This window comes from Dehalococcoidia bacterium, assembly GCA_025054935.1.
Taxonomy (GTDB): Bacteria; Chloroflexota; Dehalococcoidia; order SpSt-223; family SpSt-223; genus JANWZD01.
On sequence record JANWZD010000008.1, the window covers coordinates 59,630 to 79,152 of the forward strand.

A 19,523-nucleotide genomic window follows, 5' to 3' on the forward strand; every position below is an offset into this window, starting at 1 on the left:
CGATCGCCGTCGATGGCTGGGTGGCGGGCCTCTGGCGGCTGGCGCGGGCCATCCGCGCTGTCACCGTCGACCCGTTCCTCCCGCTCTCCGCCGAGGTCCAAGCCGGCGTGGAAGCCGAAGCGCGGGACATCGCCCGCTTCCTCGCCTGAGGGGGCGGGCGCTCGGGCGGCGCGGTCGCGCGGACGCGGAGTTGCCGCACACCCCTGATCCGATCCACGATATTGCGAGCGCGGGATGCGTCGGATATCCCGGCGAGGAGGGAGAACGATGGCCGCCTACGTGATCCTCGGCAATCTGACGGAGAAGGGTGCTGCCGACATCAAAGCAGCATTGACCGCCCTGCGCGAGCGGACCCAGCGCGCGGCGGAACGCGGGATCACGGTCAAAGCGCTTTACGTGACCCAGGGCGTGTACGATCTGGCTGCTCTCGTTGAAGGAGAAGAGCAGGCCGTGATGGCGGGGCTGTTTGCGCTGGCCGCTGACGGGCTGGTTCGGACGACGACGCTGCGCGCCTTCTCCCTCGACGAGGTGGACCAGATTCTCGGGCGGACAGCATAAGCGTCCGCGCCCCGGCAGCGCGGCCAGCCGAAATCTGGTAGCATCGCGCCGGGCGAGGAAACCGATGCGGCTGTTCAACACGCTGACGGGGAGGGTCGAGCCGTTTACGCCGACATCCATCCCGGTTCGGCTCTATGTCTGCGGCGTGACCCCCTACGACACGACCCATCTCGGGCATGCGTTCGTCTATATCACCTTCGATGTTCTGATCCGGTTGCTCGAGCACGATGGGACGCCGGTGCGCTATATCCGCAACGTCACCGACGTCGACGACCCGCTCTTCGAGCGGGCGCGCGCTATCCACGAAGACTGGCGCCAGATCGTCCGCGGCAATATGGACCGCTTTCACGCGGACATGGCTGCGCTCGGCGCGCGCCCGCCGGACGTTGAGCCCTATGTCTCGAACGAAATCGACGGCATGATCGCGCTGATCGAAGCGCTCGAAGCGCGCGGCTATACCTACGCCCTCGGCGACCGGCTCTACTTCCGCGTCAGCAAATTCCCCGGCTATGGCGCGCTTGGCGGCCTCTCCCGGGAAGCCCAGCTCCAGCGCGCAAAGGAGACAGGGAACGACCCGCATCTTCCGGGCAAGGAAAACCCCCTCGACTTTCTTCTCTGGCAGCCGAGCCAGCCCGACGAGCCCGCGTGGGACAGCCCGTGGGGACGCGGCCGGCCGGGATGGCACATCGAGTGCAGCGCCATGTCGAGCCACTATCTCGGGCCGCAGATCGACATTCACGGCGGTGGCGCCGACCTCATCTTCCCGCACCACGCCAGTGAGATCGCGCAGAGCGAGGCGGCGACCGGCGTGCGGCCGTTCTCCCGCTTCTGGATGCATTGCGGCCTTGTCCGCCTGAACGGGGTCAAAATGTCCAAGTCGCTGGGCAACCTGATCTTCACCCGCGACCTCCTTGCGGCAAGCGGACCGGATGCCGTTCGCCTCTATCTCCTCAGCCACCATTACCGCGAGGGATGGGATCACCGCGAGGCCGACCTCGCGGCTGCCCGCGCCCTCGCGGATCAGCTGGCGCTGTTCGCCCGCAGCGAGTCGCCGCCCACCGACCAAGCGCTCCGGCTCCGCGACGCAGCGCTTGCGGCCCTCCGCGACGACCTGAACACGCCGGCAGCGATCGCCGCCCTTCGCTCCATGGCTGAGATCGGCGCACCAGCAGGGGCAGCGATCCGCGAGATCGGGAGCATTCTGGGGCTCCAGTTTCGTCCGTCGTAGACCGCCAAATGAACGTCTCGGTCGTTATGGCCACCCGCAACCGCGAAGCGCTCCTGCGCGAGACGATCGCCGACGCGCTGGCCCAGGAGCCGCTGCCGGCCGAAATTGTCGTCGTCGACGGCACGCCCGAGCACGAGCCCGAGACCGACGCCTATCTCGCTGAGGTCGCGGGACGTATCCGCCACCTTCGCCACAGCCGGCCAGAGCTGATCGCGGCGCGCGCTCTCGGCCTCGAAGCAGCGACTGGCGAGGTGATCCTATTCATCGACGACGACGTCGCCCTGCCGCCCGGCTTCGTCGCCGCCCACGCCGTCCCCTCCGCCGGTCGCACGGTCGGCGCCGTCGCGGGCCGGGTTGTGGTCCAGCGCGAGGTCCGCCGACCGCTGGCCGCGCCTCCTCCGCCGACCGGGCAGGGCTGCGACCGCGTCGACCGGCGGGACGTCGCGTTCGGCCGCGGCTGCAACGTGTCGTTCCGCCGCGCCGCGCTTCTTGCCGCCGGCGGGTTCGACCAGCGGCTGACGGGCAACCCCGCCGCGGATGAGGAAGACGCCTGCTTCGCGGTGCGGCGGCTCGGCTCTCGGAGCGTCGTCGACCCGGCCGCCTGGCTGATCCACCGCTACGCGCCGACCGGCGGCATCCGCGCCGCCGTCCGCGACCAAGGCGATGACCTTTCCTCCTGCCGCAACACGGGGTATTTCGCGAGCAACAACGTCGGCGGCCTCGATTTCTGGCGCGTGCTCTGGAATACGTGCCGGACCTCCACTCTGAGTGACCGGGCGCGCCGCGGCGGGCTCGGCACGCTGGCGCGCCGTCAGGCGTTGTTTTGGCGCGGCGCGGTCGAGGGCGTGCGCCAGTTCCGGCGCAGCGGCCAGCGGCGCGTGCCGCTGCCGTCTCGCCGCCCGTGAGCCGCCGGCCGCGGCTGGCGCTAGTCAGCACCGACGTCCGGCGCGACCTGATCGACCCGCTGCGCTTCTTCCGCCGCGTCGAGATCGCGCACCTGGCGCGCCGGTCGACTTACCGCGACTTCGAGGGCGATGCCGGGCTGCGCTGGTACCGCTCGCCGGCTGACCTTGTCGCCCAGCTCGCCGCGCTGCGGCCCGATGTTGTCCAGCCGCCGGAGCCAGTTGCGGCGCGGCTCCTTCCCGCGAGCCTTGCCGCGCTCGCCTATTGCCGGCTGACGGCGACGCCGCTGCTCGCCGTCACCTTCGAGAACCGTCCGTGGGAGGTCAAGTTCGGCCGCCTCGCCCCGGCGGTGCGTGCCGCCGCCGGACTGATCTTCCGCGCCGCGCGCGTCGTCGTTGTCCTGAACGAGGGAGCGCGTCGGAACGCGCTCGCTGCCGGCGCCTCGCCGGCGCGGCTGCGGCGGCTGCTCTGGGGAACATGGGGCGTCGATCTCGCGGAGTTCTCGCCCGGGCCCGCAGTCGATGCGCCGCGTCTGCTGTTCGCGGGCCGGCTGCATGAGGAGAAGGGGATCACCGACCTGCTTGATGCCTTCGCCGAGGTGCGAGCGCGCTTGCCGGCGGCACAGCTGACAATCGCCGGAGATGGTCCGGCGCGAGGCGAGGCGGAGCGGCGGGCGCGCGCGATCGGCGGGGTGGTGCTCCTCGGCGTCGTCCCGAACCGGAAGCTGCCGGCCGTGATGCGTCGCTCGGCTCTTGTCGTCTCGCCCTCGCGCACGACGCCGAAGTGGGCCGAGCAGGTCGGGATGACCAATCTCCAAGCGCTTGCCTGCGGCGTGCCGGTGGTCACGACGTGGAGCGGCGCGATCCCAGAGTACACTCCCCCGGGCGCCGGGGCGGTGCTTGTCCCCGAGCGCGACCCAGCAGCGCTGGCGGCGGCAATCCTCCGGCTGCTCGGCGACGCGCCGCTGCGTTCGCAGCTGGGGCGCCTTGGCCGGCGTCTCGCCGAACGGGAGTACGACGCCGAACGGAATGTCCGTCGGGCGGAAGCGCTTGTCTTGGCGGTGGCGGGCTGACCGGTCTGCGGGCAGGTGTTACCGCCGGGAGCGGGCTGCTTGCGCTCGCGCTCTGGCTGCTCGGCGCGGCGCGCGTCCTGCCTGCGCTGCTGGCCATTCCGGAGCAGCCGGACCTCGCCGTCTATTACGTCGCGGGCGCGGCGCTGAATTTCGGCGAATCGCCCTCTGACCCGTCGGCGCTCGACCGTGTCGCGGCGCAAATCGGCGTGCCGTTCGATGCGTCCGGCTACACCTTTGCTACCCCCTATCTCTACCCGCCCATCTTCGCTGGCCTCGCCCGCCCGGCCGCGCTGCTCCCTTACCCGCTCGCGCGGGCCGGATGGCTGCTGCTGAATGTCGTCCTCGTCGCAGCGGCGACCCTCGGCCTAGCGCGGTCGCTCGGGCTGCAGCGGAGCGCGCTTGCCGCTGCCTTCCTCGCCCTCATCGCGCCGCCGACCCTTGAGACACTGCTCTACGGCCAGGTGAACGCGCTGCTGTATGCGCTCCTCGCGACGGCAGTCGCGCTGCCGCGCGCTGCTGGCGTCGCGATCGGTGCGGCAAGCGCGATCAAACTGTTTCCCGCGGTCATGCTCCTTGCTCTCGCGCGGGCGCGGCAGACCCGGCAGCTGCTCGCGGCCGCGCTTACCGGCCTCCTCGCCGGGGTCGCTGGGCTTGCGCTCGCCGGCCCCGCCCGGACGGCCGAATATCTGACGGTCGTTCTGCCATCAGCTTCAGCGGCGGCGCGCCCGCCTGCCAACCAGTCGATCCAGGCGGTCGTGGGGCGGCTGCTCATTCCCAGCCAGCATCGCTATTCGGCGTTCACCGCCGACGACCCGCAACTTGTTGCCTTTCCCGCCCTCCTCGACCTGCCCGCGCTCGCCGCACCGGTCGGATGGGGGCTGGCGGCGGCCGTTCTCGCTACGACTGTCGTCATGCTCTGGCGGCGGTCGCCAGACGCGCCGTTTGGGGCGGCGCTCCTCGTCAGCGCGGCGTTGCTGGTGACCCCGCTCGTTTGGGACCATTATCTTGTGCTCCTCTTCCTGCCGGTGCTCTTCCTGCTTGCGGCGGCACGGCAGCGCGCGCGGCACTGGCAGGCGCTGCTTGCCGGGCGCGAGGCGCTTGCACTGGCGCTGGCCGCGCTGTTCCTCGGCGTGCACCGCTTTTGGAAGCCGCTGACGCTGCTCGTCGCGCCGTCGCCGCTGCTGCTCAGCTTCGGAATGCTCGCGGCGGCGACGCTCTGGCTCGCGGTGCTGACGAGCGCGCCCAGCAAGGAGCAGTGAGATGGAGATCGCCATCGACGTCCAGTCGACGCTCGGCCAGCGGACCGGCATCGGCCAATACACGGCGCGCCTCGTCGAAGCGCTGCGCCGGACTGCGCCGGAACTGCTGATCCGCGAGGTCTCTGCCGGGCGGGACCTCGTAATGCGGACCGACCGGCGGCTGTGGTGGCAGCAGCTCGAGCTCCCGCGGCGTGCCACGGGTGCCGACCTGCTCCACGTGCCGGGCTTCGACGCGCCGGCGCGCGCGCCCTGTCCGGTGGTCCTAACCGTGCACGACCTGATCGGCGCCCTCTTTCCAAAGATCCTGCCGCCGGTGTCGCGGCTCTATTGGGCGCGCTGGCTGCCGTTCACCCTCCGCTTCGCCGATGCCATCATCGCGGACTCAGAGGCGACGCGCCGCGACATTCTCCGCCTGACGGCCGTCCGCGCGCCGATTGCTGTCGTGCCGCTCGGCGTCGACCCGCTCTTTTCTCCTCCCCCGCCCGAGCGCGTCGCGGCTGTCCGCGCTCGCTACGGGCTGGCCGAGCCGTTTCTGCTCTCCGTCGGCACGCTCGAGCCCCGCAAGGGCATCGACACCCTCGTCGATGCGCTCGCACTCCTCGAGGGGCGGGCGGTGCTGGCGCTTGCCGGCAAGGTCGGCTGGAATTGGGAGCGCGTGGCGGCGCGGGTCGCCCGCCACGGCCTTGGAGCGCGGGTCCGGCGGCTCGGCTATGTGCCGGACGAGGACCTGCCCGCGCTCTACGCCGCTGCTGAGGCGTTTGTCTTGCCTTCGCGCTACGAGGGGTTCGGCCTGCCGGTCCTTGAGGCGATGGCTTGCGGCGCGGCAGTGGTCACGACGACGGCTGGCGCGCTGCCGGAGGTTGCCGGCGACGCCGCCCTCCTCATTCCGCCGGACGACCCGCCAGCCCTTGCTGCGGCGCTCAGTCGGCTGCTCGCTGACGGCGCTCTCCGAGCCGCGCTTCAGGCACGCGGGCGCGCCCGCGCAGCCGGCTTCACTTGGGATCGCACCGCCCGCGAGACAGTCGCGGTCTACCGGGCGGTGCTCGACGACGGGGTGTCTCGGGGCCGTCGGGCGAGGCAGAGCGGCTGAGGGGCGCGCTGGCAGCCGGCTGGACCTCGCTTACGCGTCGCCGCGACGCGGGCGATATTGCAGCGCCTCGGCGACGTGAGGCGCGCCGATCGTCTCGGCATCGGCCAAGTCTGCGATGGTGCGCGCCAGTTTCAGGACGCGGTGGTAGGCGCGGCCCGAGAGGTGCAGCTTGGCGACGGCAGTCTTGAGGATCGCCGCGGCCGCCGGCTCGACTTGACAGAACTGACGGATCTCGGCCGGGCCCATCTCGGCATTGGCGACGAGTTTTGTGCCGGCGAAGCGGGCGCGCTGCTTTTCGCGGGCGGCGCTGACGCGGGCGCGGATGGCGGCGGACGGCTCGCCGCGGCGGCTATCGGCGAGCTTCTCGTACTCGAGACGGGGCACCTCGATATGGATGTCGATCCGGTCGAGGAGGGGTCCGCTGATGCGCTTTGCGTAGCGCTGGATCATCGCCGGCGTGCAGCTGCACAAGCGCGCCGGGTCGCCGGCGTAGCCGCAGGGGCACGGGTTCTGCGCGGCGACCAGCATCACGTTGGTGGGATATTCCACCGAGCCTTGAACGCGGCTGATTGTGATCACCTTGTCTTCGAGCGGCTGGCGCATCGCTTCGAGAGCGTTGGCCGGAAACTCCGGCAGTTCGTCGAGGAAAAGAACGCCGCGGTTGGCAAGGCTGAGCTCGCCCGGTCCCGGCTTGCGCCCGCCGCCGACGAGCGCCGCGTAGCTGGTGGTGTGGTGCGGCGCGCGAAACGGCCGCCGGCGGATCAACGGTCGGTCAGGGCGAACGAGGCCGGCGACGCTGTAAATCTTGGTCACTTCAAGCGCCTCGTCGAGGGTGAGGGGCGGCAGGATCCCGGCGAGCGCGCGGGCGAGCAGGGTCTTCCCGCTGCCGGGCGGCCCGGTCATCAGGACATTGTGGGCGCCGCTCGCGGCCACTTCGAGCGCTCGCTTGACATGCTCCTGCCCGCGAATCTCGGCGAAGTCGACAACTGCTTCGTCAGCGTCGTCTGCAAGGGCAAAAGGGTCCTGGGGGGTGAGCGGCACAATCGGGGCGGTGCCGGCGAGATGGTGCATGATCGTAGCGAGGTGGTCGGCGGGCAGCACCCGGACGCCGGCCACGAGCGCCGCTTCGGCGGCATTCGCCGACGGCACGATCACTTCCTCGATCCCCTCGGCGCGGGCGAGCGCCACCATCGGCAGCACGCCGTTCGTCGGCCGGATATCGCCCTCGAAGGAAAGTTCGCCAAGGTACAGCCGGTCTTCGCGGTCAAGGCGCACTTGGCCGGTCGCAGCAAGGATGGCGAGCGCGATCGGCAGGTCGTAGGCGGGGCCTTCCTTGCGGATGTCGGCAGGAGCAAGGTTGACGGCAACCCGCTTCAGCGGGAAGCTTGCGCCGGCGTTGCGGATGGCAGCGCGGACACGCTCCTTGGACTCCTGCACCATCGCATCCGGCAGGCCCACGATGTGCATGGCAGGGAGCCCGTTGGTAATATCGACCTCAACCGAGACGAGCGTGGCCTGGAGGCCGGTCACTGCCGCCGAACGCACTTTGGCGAACATGGCTGCCAGTGTACCACGGCGCACCGGCTGCCGGAGCGGCGGCAGAGGGGCGTGGGTTACGGCCGCTCGCAGCGGGCTGACGCCGGCATCAAGCGCGGAACCGCCTGCGCCAAGATGAGCAGCCCTGCCAGCTCAACCAAGGTTTGGGTGACAACTACGCTGGGGGTGAGCTCGTAGCCGGCTTCCAAGGCGAGGGCAAGGGGAAGCACAACCAGCGAATTGCGGGTGACGGCGCTGAAGATGAGCGCTCGTCCCTCGCGGACGGTCAGCCCGAAGAGGCTCGCTCCGAGGCGTCCGAGCCCGCCCATGATGACGATGAATGCGGCGTAGAGCGGGATAACGCCGGCGACGACGGAGAGCGACCCGCGAAGCAGCGGAACCTGCGCCGCCGCCACCGTCAGCAGCGTGAGGGCAAGGAGGGGAACGGGGAGCCACTCCAGCGCGGCTGCCCACTGCCTCCCCCGCGGGGAATGCGTCGCCCAGCGCTGGGTAGCGATCGCCGCGCCCAGCGGCAGCACAATCAGCAGTACAAAGGCTTCAAGGACCGGGCCGGCCGTTACGACCTCGATCCCGATGTCACCGAGAACGACCCAGAGCAGGAACGGCAGGAGAGAGAGCTGCAACAGCATCAGAACGGGCGTCGAGGCGAGGACCACGCGGTCGTCACCGCCGCCGAGCTTCGTGAAGACGATCACGTAGTCGACGCAAGGAGTGAGCAGAACGAGGGCAACCCCAACGGCAATAGCGCGGTCCTGCGGCGCAAATCGCGCCAGCAGCCAGACGACGCTCGGTACAACAGCGAAATTCAGCGTAACTGTTGCTGCGAGGTAGCGGCGGTTGACGACAGAGCGGCGGAGGGCTTGGAAGGGGATCTGGAGAAAGGTGGTGTAGAGCAGCGCGCCAAGCACGGGAGTGATGAGGCTCGCAAACAGAGGCGAGTGGGAGGGAAGCGCGGTTCCCATCCCCGCCCCGGCAAGCAGCGCAGCTGTGTATACTCCCAGCTGCGCGCGCTCAAGCTGCTCTCGCGACAGCCGCTTCACTTCTCTTCCGCCAGCGCGATCATCTGGGCCTCTCCCCGCTTGCGCGGCGGGAGCTGATGGACGGGTTCATCCTTGACGAGAGATTGTGAGGGGGGGTAGAGTGACTGCGCCGGCACGCCATCACCCGGGAGGACACGCAAGGAGAGCGGTGACTGCGCCGATCCGTGTTTTGATCGCCGACGATCATCAACTGGTCGCCCAGGCGCTGCGCGACGTTCTCAGCCATGAGCCGGATTTGGAGGTGGTGGGGGTTGCGTACGACGGCGAGAGCGCTATCCGCGAAGCCGCACGTCTCCAGCCGGACGTTGTGCTCATGGACATCCAGATGCCGGGGCGGGATGGGGTCGCTGCCACGCGCGAGATCCGGGCCGCTCGCCCCGAAACGAAAGTGGTGATGCTGACGGCGACGGAGCGCAGCCGGGCGGTCCTCGACGCCGTCGATGCCGGGGCGAGCGGGTTCATCCAGAAGGAAAATGCCCTTGAAGATGTCATCGGCGCGGTGCGTGCTGCCCACCAGGGCGAGATGCTGCTTGCTGGCCCCCGCCTCCGCCGGTTGCTCGCCGACCTCCGCGAGCGGCATCGGCGAGGCAATGGCGGCGCGCCGCCGGTGCGCTTGACCGAACGTGAGCTCGAAGTGCTGCAAGAACTGGCCGCCGGCAACGACGCAGCGACAATCGCAGAAAAACTGGTCATCAGCCCGCATACCTTGCGGACGCACTTCCAGAACATCATGCATAAATTCAATGCGCATTCGAAGCTGGAAGTGCTCACCCTTGCCATTCGTCATGGGTTGATCGACGTCCCCCGCTCCTGACTGCTAGAACGCGATCAAGAAGACGAGATCGTTCACATTCGTGCGCGTCGCGCCGAGCCGAATGTGGCCGCCGACCGCCGCGAAGAAGGCGTAGGAGTCGTTGCTCGCGAGCGCTGCGGCAGCATCGACCCCCTGCGCTGCTGCCCGCGCCGCTGTCTCGCCGTCGACCCAGGCGCCGGCAACGTCGGTCGGCCCGTCGCGGCCGTCGGTGCCGATGCTCGCGAGCAGGACGCCCGGGATGCCGGCGAGGCCGAGTGCTGCGCCGAGTGCCAGCTCCTGGTTGCGGCCGCCCCGTCCCGTGCCGCGGACGGTCACGGTCGTCTCGCCGCCAGCGACAAGACAGCACGGCGGCGGCAAGGGCGCGCCGCTCGCCCGCGCCTCGCGCAGCACGCTTGCGAGGACGCGTCCGGCAGCGCTCGCTTCTCCTTCGAGCGATGTCGTCAGCAGCAGCGTTGCAAACCCTGCCTCTTTGGCGGCGCGGCAGGCGGCCTGCGCCGCAAGCCGGTTGTCGGCGATAACGGCGGTGCGCGCCTTCGCGAAAGCAGGGTCAGCAGCGGTGAGCGGCGGCGCTCCCTGTCCGGCCGCACCACGGCGGATCCGGTCCACGACGCGGGGCGGCAGTGCCTCCTCGAGCCGGTAGCGCGCCACAACCTCGGCCGCCTCCTGCCAGGTCGACTGGTCGGGGACGGTGGGACCTGAGGCGATAACATCGAGGGGGCTGCCGATCACGTCGGAGATCACCAGCCCAATGAGCGTCGCCGGCGCAGCGGCGCGTGCCAGTCCGCCGCCCTTGACGCGGTCCAAGCGCTTGCGGACGGCGTTCACCGCCGCGATCGGCGCGCCCGAGCGCAAGAGCGCCTCGGTCGTCACGACGAGGTCGCTCAGCTCAAGACCGTCGTCCGGCGCGACGAGCAGCGCCGAGCCTCCCCCCGAAATGAGCGCGATCACAAGGTCGCGCTCATCGGCACCGGCGAGCAGGCTGAGGATCTCGGCGGTGGCGTGCAGTCCGGCTGCATCGGGGACCGGATGGCCGGCTTCGCGGACGGTGATCGGCCCCGCCGGGGCGGCGTAGCCGGAGGGCACGATCACCACGCCTTCGACTGGTCGGGGCGCAAGCAGGTCGGCGACGGCAGCCGCCATCGGCGCAGCCGCCTTGCCCGCGCCGACCACGAGGATACGCCGCACGCTGCGCAGCGGAAGCAGCAGCGACCCGAAGGCGAGCGTCTCGCGCCGGACCGAGAGCGCCCGCTGCACCGCCGCTGCCGGGTCGGCGGCGGCGAGCGCCGCTTGGATAAGGGTGCTGAGGATGGCCGGCGGCTGCCTCGGCGCCGGACGAGAAGATGCGCTCATTCCTTGAAAGATACGTCAGCGTGCAGGGTGTCTGCTGGCAGGACAGGCCCGGGCCGCGTCAGGAGGGCAGCGACCGGGAAGGAGCGGCTCAGCCCTCACCGCTCCGGTAGGAACGCCGCCGCCGGCAGGTCGCGCTGGCCCGCCGCTCCCGGCGCTGCCGCGGGTAGCCGCGCGTCATCAGCTGTCGTGACGGGACAGCGGCGAATGATCGCTGACGTGAATAGCGGACGGCGCTGTTTACGCGAAGGCCGGTTTGTGTGAAGAGCGCATCGTCCTGCCGCGCGCCGTCGGGTGCTGACCGCCCGTGACTGCGCTGCCGCCTTTTCGAGCCGGGCGCGTTTCACGACCTGCCGCGTTCTCCTTAGGTGACGGAAACCGCGTGGTAATCGACTGCGCTCGCGATGGTGAGCAGGCCAAATTCTGGCGCTTGCGCGTGGTTGTCGCTCTCGCTAGAATTCATGCAGACTGTCTGACGAAATTGAGGAGCAGATGGCCCCGCGTGCCTATCAGCTTGGGCGGCGCGAAGCCGTCGTCCACGAGACGCGCCAGAAAGTGATCGCGGCGGCGCGCGCGATGATCGTCGAAGAGGGCGTGCTTGGCACGAGCCTCGGCGAAGTGGCGCGCCGGGCCGATGTCGCCCGGGCAACCGTCTACTACCAGTTCGGCAGCCGACGGGGGCTGCTCGAAGCGGTGCTCGACGACGCGCTCTCGCGCGCCGAGGGACGCTCCCTCGCCGCCGCCTATGGCCGGCCCGACCCGGCGGAGGCGGTCGTCGCCGTGCTCCAGGAGGTAGCGCGCTTCTGGGCCGCGGAGTTTCCGATCTTCCGCGCGGTGCTTCCGTTCGCCGCCGTCGACCCCGACGTGGGCGCGATCGTCGCCGGTCACGCCGGCGCGCGCGAGGCGATCTTGTGGGGGCTGGTGCGTCGGCTGGAGGCAGCCGGCCGGATCAAGTCGGGCGTTTCGGTCGAGCGCGTCTACGACACCCTCTGGCTGTTGACCAGCTTTGCCGCGTTCCACGAGCTGCACGCCATTCGCGGCCGCGCTCCCGCGGAGGTCGCCGCGTGTCTCGTGCGGCTCGCAGCAGCTGTTGTCGATCTCGAAGAGCCGCAAGAAGCGCCGCAGTAAGAAGGGAGGGTCACAGGCGATGGAGATCGGGATCTTTCAGCTTCTCTCGCAGCCGGAGGGCGTCAGCGACCGCGAGGTGATCGAGCAGGCGCTCTGGGAGGTCGATTTCGCCGAGGCAAACGGCTTCCACACCGTCTGGGTGACCGAGCATCACCTCTCGGAGTATGGGATGATCGGCTCGCCCTCGGTCTATGCTGCTGCGGTCGCCCAGCGGACGCGCCGCCTCCGGATCGGCTACGGCGTCGCCGTCGTGCCGCTCCATCACCCGATCCGGCTCGCCGAGGAGATCGCGTGGGTCGACCAGTTGAGCGAAGGCCGCCTCTGGGTCGGCGTTGGGCCAGGCTTCAGCCCCTACGAGTTTGAAGCGTTCGGCGTCCCGCTCGAGGAGCGGAATGCCCGCCTCGAGGAAGGCGTCGCCATCCTGCAAGGGCTGCTGGCGAACGAGGCGTTCTCCTTCCAGGGCCGCTTCTGGCACTTCCCGGAGGTGCGGCTGAAGCCGCGGCCCTACACCACGCCCCATCCGCCGTTCATGCTCGCCTCGTCCGGCGAAGAATCGCTCCGGCGCGCCGCGCGGCTCGGACTGCCGGCGCTCATCGGCTTCCGCCCGAACGAGGAGCTGGCAGCGCGCATTGCGACCTACCGCCAGATCCGCGCCGAACTCGGCGTCCCCGAGGAGCGTCTCCGCGAAGAAGTGCGGCAGCTCGGCGTTCTGCGGCGGGTGCACGTCGCCGACAGCGATGAGGAGGCGATGGCTGACATCGTGCCGCCGCTGCTCTGGTATACCGTGACCGGGCTGCGCATCCACCGCCCCAACGCCCCCGTCGCGATCGACCCGAAGACCGGGTCGCGGCTCGGCATCTACGTTCCGCCGCAGACCGGCTCGCTGCCCGACGGCTCGGCCGCGCCGGCGCTGCCCACGCCGGAGGAGGTGATCCGCCACAGCGAGGGCGGCATGATCGCGGGCACGCCGGAGACGGTGCTGCGCCAGCTGCGCGAATTGCAGGCGCTCGGCGTCGGCCATGTCATCGCGTGGATGAACTTCGGCAACCTCCCGTACGCCAAGGTGCGCCGCTCGATGGAGCTGTTCGCGCGCGAGGTGCTGCCTGCCCTCGCCGCGAGCGAGGCTGCCGCCCGCTGATCTATCCTCCCGGCATGGAGCGCCGGATCACCGACGCCTTGCGCGCTCTTGTTGGAGCGGATGGCGTGCTCACCGCTCCCGAGTCGCTGCGCCCCTACGAGGCGGACGCGCTGAATGCCTATCGCGCCCGTCCCGGCGTGGTCGTCCTGCCTGAGACGGCGGAGCAGGTCCAAGCGGTCGTCCGCCTCTGTCACCGCGAGCGCCTTCCTTTCGTCGCCCGCGGCAGCGGCACTGGCCTCTCGGGTGGGGCGGTGCCGGTCGCAGACGGCGTGCTGATCAGCCTTGCTCGCATGAACCGGATCCTCGCCGTCGACCTCGACAACGGCCGGGTCGTCGTCCAACCGGGCGTCATCAACCTCGAGGTCTCGCGCCGCGTCGCCGGCGCCGGCCTGTTCTACGCGCCCGACCCCTCTAGCCAGCAGGTCTGCACGATCGGCGGCAATGTCGCCGAGAACAGCGGCGGCGCGCACTGCCTGAAGTACGGCTTCACTGTCAACCATGTCCTCGGCGTTAAGCTCGTCCTCCCCGACGGTGAGCTGGTGACGCTCGGCGGCGCGACCCTCCAGCATCCCGGCTACGACCTTCTCGGCGTCGTCGTCGGTGCCGAGGGCACGCTCGGCGTCGTCGTCGAGGCGACGCTCCGTCTCCTCCGCCTGCCGGAGGCGATCCAGCTGGTGATGGCCGCCTTCGCCACGACCGACGAGGCCGGAGCGGCGGTCTCGGCGATCATCGCCGCCGGCATCCTTCCGGCCGCGGTCGAGATGATGGACCATCTTGCGATTGTCGCCACCGACGACGCCGTCCATGCCGGCTATCCGCGCGATGCCGGAGCGCTCCTCCTTGTCGAGCTCGACGGCGCGCCGGTCGAAGTGGCGGGCGAGGTAGACGAAGTCGCCGCTCTCTGCCGCGCCCACGGCGCGAGCGAGGTCCGGGTCGCTGCCACGGCCGAGGAGCGTGCCCGCTTCTGGAAGGGGCGCAAGGCGGCGTTGCCGGCGATGGGCCGCCTCAGCCCGGCGTATTATGTTCAGGACGGCGTCGTGCCGCGGACCGCGCTCCCGGCGGTGCTGCGCCAAATCGCGGCGCTTGCCGCCGAGGCGGGGCTGCGGGTGGCGAACGTCTTCCACGCCGGCGACGGCAACCTGCACCCGCTCGTCCTCTTCGACCCTGCCGTGCCGGGCGAGAGCGAGCGGGCGATCGAGCTCGCCGGGCGCATTCTCCTCGCCTGCATCGAGGCCGGCGGCAGCATCACCGGCGAGCACGGCGTCGGGCTCGACAAGAAGGCGTATCTGCCGAAGATGTTCGCCGAAGCCGACCTCGATACGATGGGGCGGCTGCGCTGCGCCTTCGACCCCATCAATCTGAGCAACCCGGGCAAGGTCTTCCCGACGCCGCGGCTGTGCGGCGAGCGCCCCGGCCCCTACCGGCCGCATCCGCTTGTCGAAGCCGGGCTGGCGGAGCTGTTTTGACCGGCGCGCTCGACCTCCTCGACCGCTTCATCCCCGGCCGGGTCCGGGCGGCGGCAGCGGAGGATGCGATCGACGGCGTGCCGATGCGCGCGGTTGCCGCGCCGACGACGGTCGATGCCGTTGCCAAGACGCTGGCGTGGGCGAACGAGAGCGGCGAGGCGGTCTTCCCGCGCGGCGGCGGCGCGCGGCTCGGCTGGGGGCGGCCGCCGGCACGGAGCGGCATCGTGCTCGCCCTCGATGGCCTTGCCTCGATCATCGAACACGCCTGGGCCGACCTGACAGTGACAGCGCAGGCCGGCGTGACGCTCGCTGCTTTGCAGGCGGCGCTTGCCGAGCGCGGCCAGCGGCTGGCGCTCGACCCGCCGTGGCCAGCGGAGACAACTGTCGGCGGCCTGATCGCGGCCGACGACAGCGGCCCGCTGCGCTTCCGCTTCGGCGGCGTCCGCGACCTCCTGCTCGGGGTCACCGTCGTCCGCGCCGACGGCATCGTGGCCCGCGGCGGCAGCAAGGTGGTGAAGAACGTCGCCGGCTACGACCTGCCGAAGCTGTTCACCGGCGCGCTCGGCACCCTCGGCGTCGTCGTCGAAGCGACCTTCCGCCTCCATCCGCTGCCGCGGCGCGAGACGACGCTCGTCTACCAGACGGCCGCGCCTACCGACCTCCTTCTTCGCGTCCTGCGCTCTCGCGCCAGTCCGGTCGCTCTTTCGGCGACGATCCTCGGCCGCGCTGGCCGGCTGCTGGTGCGGCTTGCCGGCAGCGAGGCGGGCGTGCGCGACCAGGTCGCCCGCGTCGTCGATGCCGCCGGCGCGCCGAGCGACCGCCTCGAAGGCGAACTCGCCGCCACCGCTTGGCGGGATGCCGTCACCCTTCCGTGGACGGGCTGCGAGCCGGCGGCCGTGGTGCGCGTCTCGGTCCTGCCGAGCGAGATCCCGGCGCTCGTGGCTGCGGCGGCGGCGAGCGGGCTGCCGGCCGCTGGCATCATCCATGCCCACGGCCTCGGCTGTCTCCGCCTCGAAGGAGAGCCGGAGGCGCTCCATGAAGCGGTGGGCGCCCTCCGCGCTCGGCTCGCGCCGCGCGACGGCACGCTCGTCGTCCTCGCCGCTCCGCAGGCAGTGAAGGCGCGGCTGGATGTCTGGGGCATCCCGCCGGACGTCCTGCCGCTGATGCGGCGCGTGCGCGAGCAGTTCGACCCGAACGCCATCCTCAATCCGGGGCGGCTCGTCCCGCTGGACGCAGCATGAGCGGCGCGGCCGGTCCCGGCTTCGACCCGCACCGCCCGCCGGAGCGGCGGCTGATCGGCGAGTGCGTCCATTGCGGCTTCTGCCTCCCGACCTGCCCGACCTATCTCCTCTGGGGCCTCGAGCCGGACTCTCCGCGCGGCCGGATCGACCTGATGGCCGGCGTGCTGGACGGCGCGATCGGCCTCACGCCGGCAACGGTGGCGCATTTCGATCAGTGCCTCGGCTGCCTCGCCTGCGTCACTGCCTGCCCGTCCGGCGTCCAGTACGGCCGGCTGATCGAGCGCGCGCGCGCCCAGATCGAGCGCAACGCGCCCCGCTCCCGCGCCGACCGCCTCTTCCGTGCGGCGATCTTCCTCCTCTTCCCCCATCCGGGGCGGCTGCGGGCGCTCCTGCCGCTGCTGCGCGCCTACCAAGCGAGCGGGCTGCGCGCCCTCCTCGACCGCAGCGGGCTGCTCGCCCGGCTGCCCGAGCGGCTGCAGGCGATGGAGTCGCTGCTCCCGCCCGTGCCGGCGCGGATCGAGCCGCTGCCTCGCCGGACCCCGCCGGCGCGCGTGCTGCGGCTGCGCGTTGGGCTGCTCGTCGGCTGTGTCCAGCGCATCTTCTTCGGCGAGGTGAACGCCGCAACAGCACGGGTGCTGGCCGCCGAGGGCTGCGAAGTGATCGTCCCGGCGCAGGGCTGCTGCGGCGCTCTTGAGCTCCACGCCGGCCGCGATGCTGCTGCGCGCGCCCGCGCGCGGCGGCTGATTGCCGCGTTCGAGCGCGCCGGCGTTGATCGGGTGGTGGTGAATGCCGCCGGCTGCGGCTCGACGCTGAAGGAGTACGGCGAGTTGTTGGCCGACGAGCCGCGCTGGGCGCGCCGCGCAGCGCGCTTTGCGGCGACGGTGCGCGACATCGCCGAGGTCCTCGCGGAGCTGCCGCCGCTCGGGCACTACCGGCCGCTCCCGCTTCGCGTCGCCTACCACGACGCCTGCCATCTTCTCCATGGCCAGCGCATCTACCGCCAGCCGCGCGACCTGCTGGCGAGGGTCCCGGAGCTGACGGTGGTCGAGCTGGCCGAGCCCGAGATCTGCTGCGGCAGCGCCGGCGTCTACAACCTTCTCCAGCCGGCACCGGCGCGCGCCCTCGGCGACCGGAAGGCGGCGGGCATCCTCGCCAGCGGCGCCGAGGCACTGGCGAGCGGCAACCCCGGCTGCCTTCTCCATCTCGCGCGTGCCCTCGCCCGCGCCGGCCGGCCGCTGCCGACCTACCATCCTGTTCAGCTGCTCGATGCCTCGCTGCGCGGCGCGACGCTTCCTGCCAGCCGGTAGCGGGCGACAGAGCCGGCGAGACGCGGGAGCTCGAGCAGCGCGGCCTCGAGGGCGAGCCGCGCGTTGACGTTCGCTTCCAACTGCTGGCGGCAGCGGCGAAGGGCCTCGATCGCGGTGCGGAGCGCAGCGGGAGCGCAGGCGCGGGCGGCCGCCTCGATCTCGGCTTGGCGGTCGGGGTTGACGAGCAGGTCGGCTGCGCCGCCGCTCGCCACGACCAGCGCATCGCGCAGCCAGCTCTGCCAGAGGTCGAGCGTCTCATACACCTCTTCGCGGCTTGCCGAAAACCGTGCCGCCAGCTTGCCGGCGCGCTCCAGCCGCTCCACGGTCCCTTCTTCGAGAGCGGCAAGCAGGGCATCGAGCCGCTCGGCGCGGGCGTCGAGAAGGTCGGCGCTGGCGAGCGCCTCAATCGCCCAGCCGATTTTGCCTCTCGCGAGGCGGGCGAGCAGGGCGGCCTGCGCAGGCTCCGCGCCGCGGCGCGCGAGCTCAGCGGCGATCTCCGCTTCCGGCACGAGCCGCAAGTCGAGGCGCTGGCAGCGCGAGCGGATCGTCGGCAGCAGCCGGTCTGGCTCGTTGGCGAGCAGGATGAGGATCGCGTTCGCCGGCGGCTCCTCGAGCGTCTTCAGGAGGGCATTCGACGCCTCGGTCGACAGCCGTTCAGCGCCATCGACGATGACGACGCGAGCCCGCCCTTCGTACGGCTGCAGGGCCAGTTCGGCATGCAGCTCCTGCACTTGGGCGATGCCGATGTTCTTGCGCAGCCGGCCGCTCTCCGATTTCTCGTCGGCGAGCAGCCCGAGCGTGACGACATCGGGATGGAGGCCGCGCGCGACCCGCCGGCAGCTGCGGCACTCTCCGCAGGGCGGCGGCGCTTGGGCGCAGTTGACCGCTTGGGCCAGCGCGAGGGCGAGCGTTCCTTTGCCGACGCGCGGCGGACCGGCGAGGAGATAGGCGTGGTGGAGGCGCCCCTCCCGCAGCGAACGGTCGAGCAGGGCGACGGCCGCCCGCTGACCGACCACCCCCCAGCTAGTCGCCAAGCTCACACCGCATCAGGTCCTCGTAGGTCTCCCGGCGGCGGATCAGCTTCGCCTCGCCGTCGCGCACGAGGACGATCGCCGGCTTGAGCGCCATGTTGTAGTTCGACGCCATCGCCGGCGCATATGCCCCCGCCGCCGGCATCGCGATCAGGTCGCCGGGCTGGATCGCCGGCAGGGCGACATCGCGTGCCAGCAGGTCGCCCGACTCGCAGTACTTGCCCGCGATCGTCACCGTCTCGCACGGCGGCTCCGCCAGCCGGTTGACGACGGCGACCTCATAGCGGGCATCGTAGAGCGCCGGCCGGATGTTGTCGGCCATTCCGCCGTCGACCGAGACGTAGGTGCGGACGCCCGGGATCTCTTTGCGCGCCCCGGCGGTGTAGAGGGCAACGCCGGCACGGCCGACGATCGCGCGTCCGGGCTCGATGCAGACCCGCGGCGCGCCGAGCCGACGCGCTTCTAGTCCCGCCTGGAGCGGCCGCAGAATGCCCTCGGCGTAGTCGGCCGGCGTCGGCGGCGGCGTGTCGGCGAGGTATTGGATGGCGAAGCCGCCGCCGGGGCTCAGCTCCTCGAACCGGAAGCCAGGCACGTCGCGGTGGGCGGCGACAAAGTCCAGCACGACCTCGGCCGCCTCGACGTAGGGCGCGATCTCGAAGATCGGCGAGCCGAGATGGCTGTGGATGCCGATCAGGTCGAGGTGCGGCGCGGCCGCTGCCCGCCGGAGCGCCTCGCTCGCTTGACCGTTGGCGATCGTAAAGCCGAATTTGCTGTCGACGATGCCGGTTGTCGTCTTGTGGTGGGTGTGGGGATCGATTCCCGGCGAGACACGGAGCAGCACGCTCGCCCGGACGCCCCGCTCGCCGGCGAGGCGGTCGAGGGTCTCGAGTTCGGTGAAATTGTCGATAACGTAGCGACCGACCCCGGTTGCGAGCGCCTCGGCCAGCTCCTGTGGCGTCTTGTTGTTGCCGTGGAAGTAGATCGTTTCGGCCGGATAGCCGACGGCGCGGGCGAAGGCGAGCTCGCCGCCCGAGACAACATCCAGTCCGTAGCCTTCCTCGCGCAGGATTTGGAGCAGGGCGAAACCGATATACGCCTTCGAGGCATAGAGCGGCAGCAGGTTCGGATAGCGAGCGCGAAACTCGTCGCGGAAGGCGCGCAGCTGGGCGCGCAGGGTCGCTTCGTCAAAGATGTAGAGCGGCGTGCCGAAGCGGCGCGCAAGATCGGCGAGGTCGCAGCCACCGATACGCATCCCGCTGCTGTCTGCCTCTGCAGTGAGGGGAAAGAGAGCGGCGAGGTCGCGGCCGTGAACGTTCAGCATCCTTTCCTCCGAGGCCTGCCTCG

The 19,523-nt window shown here is 70.9% G+C and carries 18 protein-coding genes; 13 read left to right on the plus strand and 5 right to left on the minus strand.

The window, feature by feature from the left end:
• Positions 1-20 precede the first annotated feature (20 nt).
• The 7 genes from NZ773_09960 to NZ773_09990 all read left to right on the plus strand — a co-directional run bounded on the left by NZ773_09960 (position 21) and on the right by NZ773_09990 (position 6,110).
• Entirely contained in the window at positions 21-149 is a 129-nt protein-coding gene (locus tag NZ773_09960; protein MCS6802247.1) for a hypothetical protein, read from the plus strand.
• A gap of 118 nt (positions 150-267) precedes the next feature.
• Positions 268-558: a GYD domain-containing protein gene (locus NZ773_09965; GenBank protein ID MCS6802248.1), complete on the plus strand. Its 291-nt coding sequence runs from the start codon at positions 268-270 to the stop codon at positions 556-558.
• Between the two features lie 64 nt (positions 559-622).
• A complete protein-coding gene (gene cysS / locus NZ773_09970) occupies positions 623-1,786 on the plus strand; it encodes a cysteine--tRNA ligase (GenBank protein ID MCS6802249.1) in 1,164 nt (387 codons plus the stop codon).
• A gap of 8 nt (positions 1,787-1,794) precedes the next feature.
• Positions 1,795-2,691 (plus strand): glycosyltransferase, encoded by an 897-nt coding sequence (locus tag NZ773_09975; protein ID MCS6802250.1) that lies wholly within the window; start codon positions 1,795-1,797, stop codon positions 2,689-2,691.
• A complete protein-coding gene (locus NZ773_09980; protein ID MCS6802251.1) occupies positions 2,688-3,761 on the plus strand; it encodes a glycosyltransferase in 1,074 nt (357 codons plus the stop codon). The genes NZ773_09975 and NZ773_09980 overlap by 4 nt, the downstream gene beginning before the upstream one ends.
• A 206-nt stretch (positions 3,762-3,967) precedes the next feature.
• Positions 3,968-5,020 carry a DUF2029 domain-containing protein gene (locus NZ773_09985; protein MCS6802252.1) on the plus strand — a complete coding sequence of 351 codons (1,053 nt, stop codon included), beginning with the start codon at positions 3,968-3,970 and terminating at the stop codon, positions 5,018-5,020.
• Between the two features lies 1 nt (position 5,021).
• Positions 5,022-6,110 (plus strand): glycosyltransferase family 4 protein, encoded by a 1,089-nt coding sequence (locus NZ773_09990; protein MCS6802253.1) that lies wholly within the window; start codon positions 5,022-5,024, stop codon positions 6,108-6,110.
• A gap of 30 nt (positions 6,111-6,140) precedes the next feature.
• Here NZ773_09990 and NZ773_09995 read toward each other — a convergent pair whose 3' ends face one another.
• Both NZ773_09995 and NZ773_10000 read right to left on the minus strand, forming a co-directional pair.
• Positions 6,141-7,667 (minus strand): YifB family Mg chelatase-like AAA ATPase, encoded by a 1,527-nt coding sequence (locus NZ773_09995; protein MCS6802254.1) that lies wholly within the window; start codon positions 7,665-7,667, stop codon positions 6,141-6,143.
• A gap of 56 nt (positions 7,668-7,723) precedes the next feature.
• Positions 7,724-8,707: an arsenic resistance protein gene (locus tag NZ773_10000; protein MCS6802255.1), complete on the minus strand. Its 984-nt coding sequence runs from the start codon at positions 8,705-8,707 to the stop codon at positions 7,724-7,726.
• Positions 8,708-8,855: 148 nt separating this feature from the next.
• On the opposite strand from NZ773_10000, the gene NZ773_10005 reads away from it, so the two are divergent.
• Entirely contained in the window at positions 8,856-9,521 is a 666-nt protein-coding gene (locus tag NZ773_10005; protein MCS6802256.1) for a response regulator transcription factor, read from the plus strand.
• A 3-nt stretch (positions 9,522-9,524) separates the two neighbouring features.
• Here the strand turns inward: NZ773_10005 and NZ773_10010 are convergent, their stop codons facing one another.
• Positions 9,525-10,871, minus strand: coding sequence for a DUF4147 domain-containing protein (locus NZ773_10010; GenBank protein MCS6802257.1), 1,347 nt, complete (start codon positions 10,869-10,871; stop codon positions 9,525-9,527).
• A 489-nt stretch (positions 10,872-11,360) separates the two neighbouring features.
• Here NZ773_10010 and NZ773_10015 point away from each other — a divergent pair, with 489 nt between their 5' ends.
• The 5 genes from NZ773_10015 to NZ773_10035 are packed head-to-tail and all read left to right on the plus strand — an operon-like array spanning position 11,361 to position 17,148.
• Positions 11,361-11,996 carry a TetR/AcrR family transcriptional regulator gene (locus NZ773_10015; protein ID MCS6802258.1) on the plus strand — a complete coding sequence of 212 codons (636 nt, stop codon included), beginning with the start codon at positions 11,361-11,363 and terminating at the stop codon, positions 11,994-11,996.
• A 19-nt stretch (positions 11,997-12,015) separates the two neighbouring features.
• Positions 12,016-13,134, plus strand: coding sequence for an LLM class flavin-dependent oxidoreductase (locus NZ773_10020; GenBank protein ID MCS6802259.1), 1,119 nt, complete (start codon positions 12,016-12,018; stop codon positions 13,132-13,134).
• 14 nt (positions 13,135-13,148) lie between these two features.
• A complete protein-coding gene (locus NZ773_10025) occupies positions 13,149-14,600 on the plus strand; it encodes an FAD-binding protein (protein ID MCS6802260.1) in 1,452 nt (483 codons plus the stop codon).
• Entirely contained in the window at positions 14,597-15,841 is a 1,245-nt protein-coding gene (locus NZ773_10030) for an FAD-binding oxidoreductase (GenBank protein ID MCS6802261.1), read from the plus strand. Before NZ773_10025 ends, NZ773_10030 begins: the two co-directional genes overlap by 4 nt.
• Complete coding sequence (locus NZ773_10035; GenBank protein ID MCS6802262.1) at positions 15,838-17,148, plus strand: heterodisulfide reductase-related iron-sulfur binding cluster; 1,311 nt, start codon at positions 15,838-15,840, stop codon at positions 17,146-17,148. The genes NZ773_10030 and NZ773_10035 overlap by 4 nt, the downstream gene beginning before the upstream one ends.
• On the opposite strand, the gene holB is transcribed toward NZ773_10035, so the two are convergent.
• Together holB and lysA are read right to left on the minus strand one after the other, a co-directional pair.
• Positions 17,097-18,182, minus strand: coding sequence for a DNA polymerase III subunit delta' (holB, locus tag NZ773_10040; GenBank protein MCS6802263.1), 1,086 nt, complete (start codon positions 18,180-18,182; stop codon positions 17,097-17,099). The genes NZ773_10035 and holB overlap by 52 nt on opposite strands.
• Positions 18,172-19,500, minus strand: a complete 1,329-nt coding sequence (lysA, locus tag NZ773_10045; GenBank protein MCS6802264.1) for a diaminopimelate decarboxylase — start codon at positions 19,498-19,500, stop codon at positions 18,172-18,174. The genes holB and lysA overlap by 11 nt, the downstream gene beginning before the upstream one ends.
• Between the last annotated feature and the right edge of the window lie 23 nt (positions 19,501-19,523).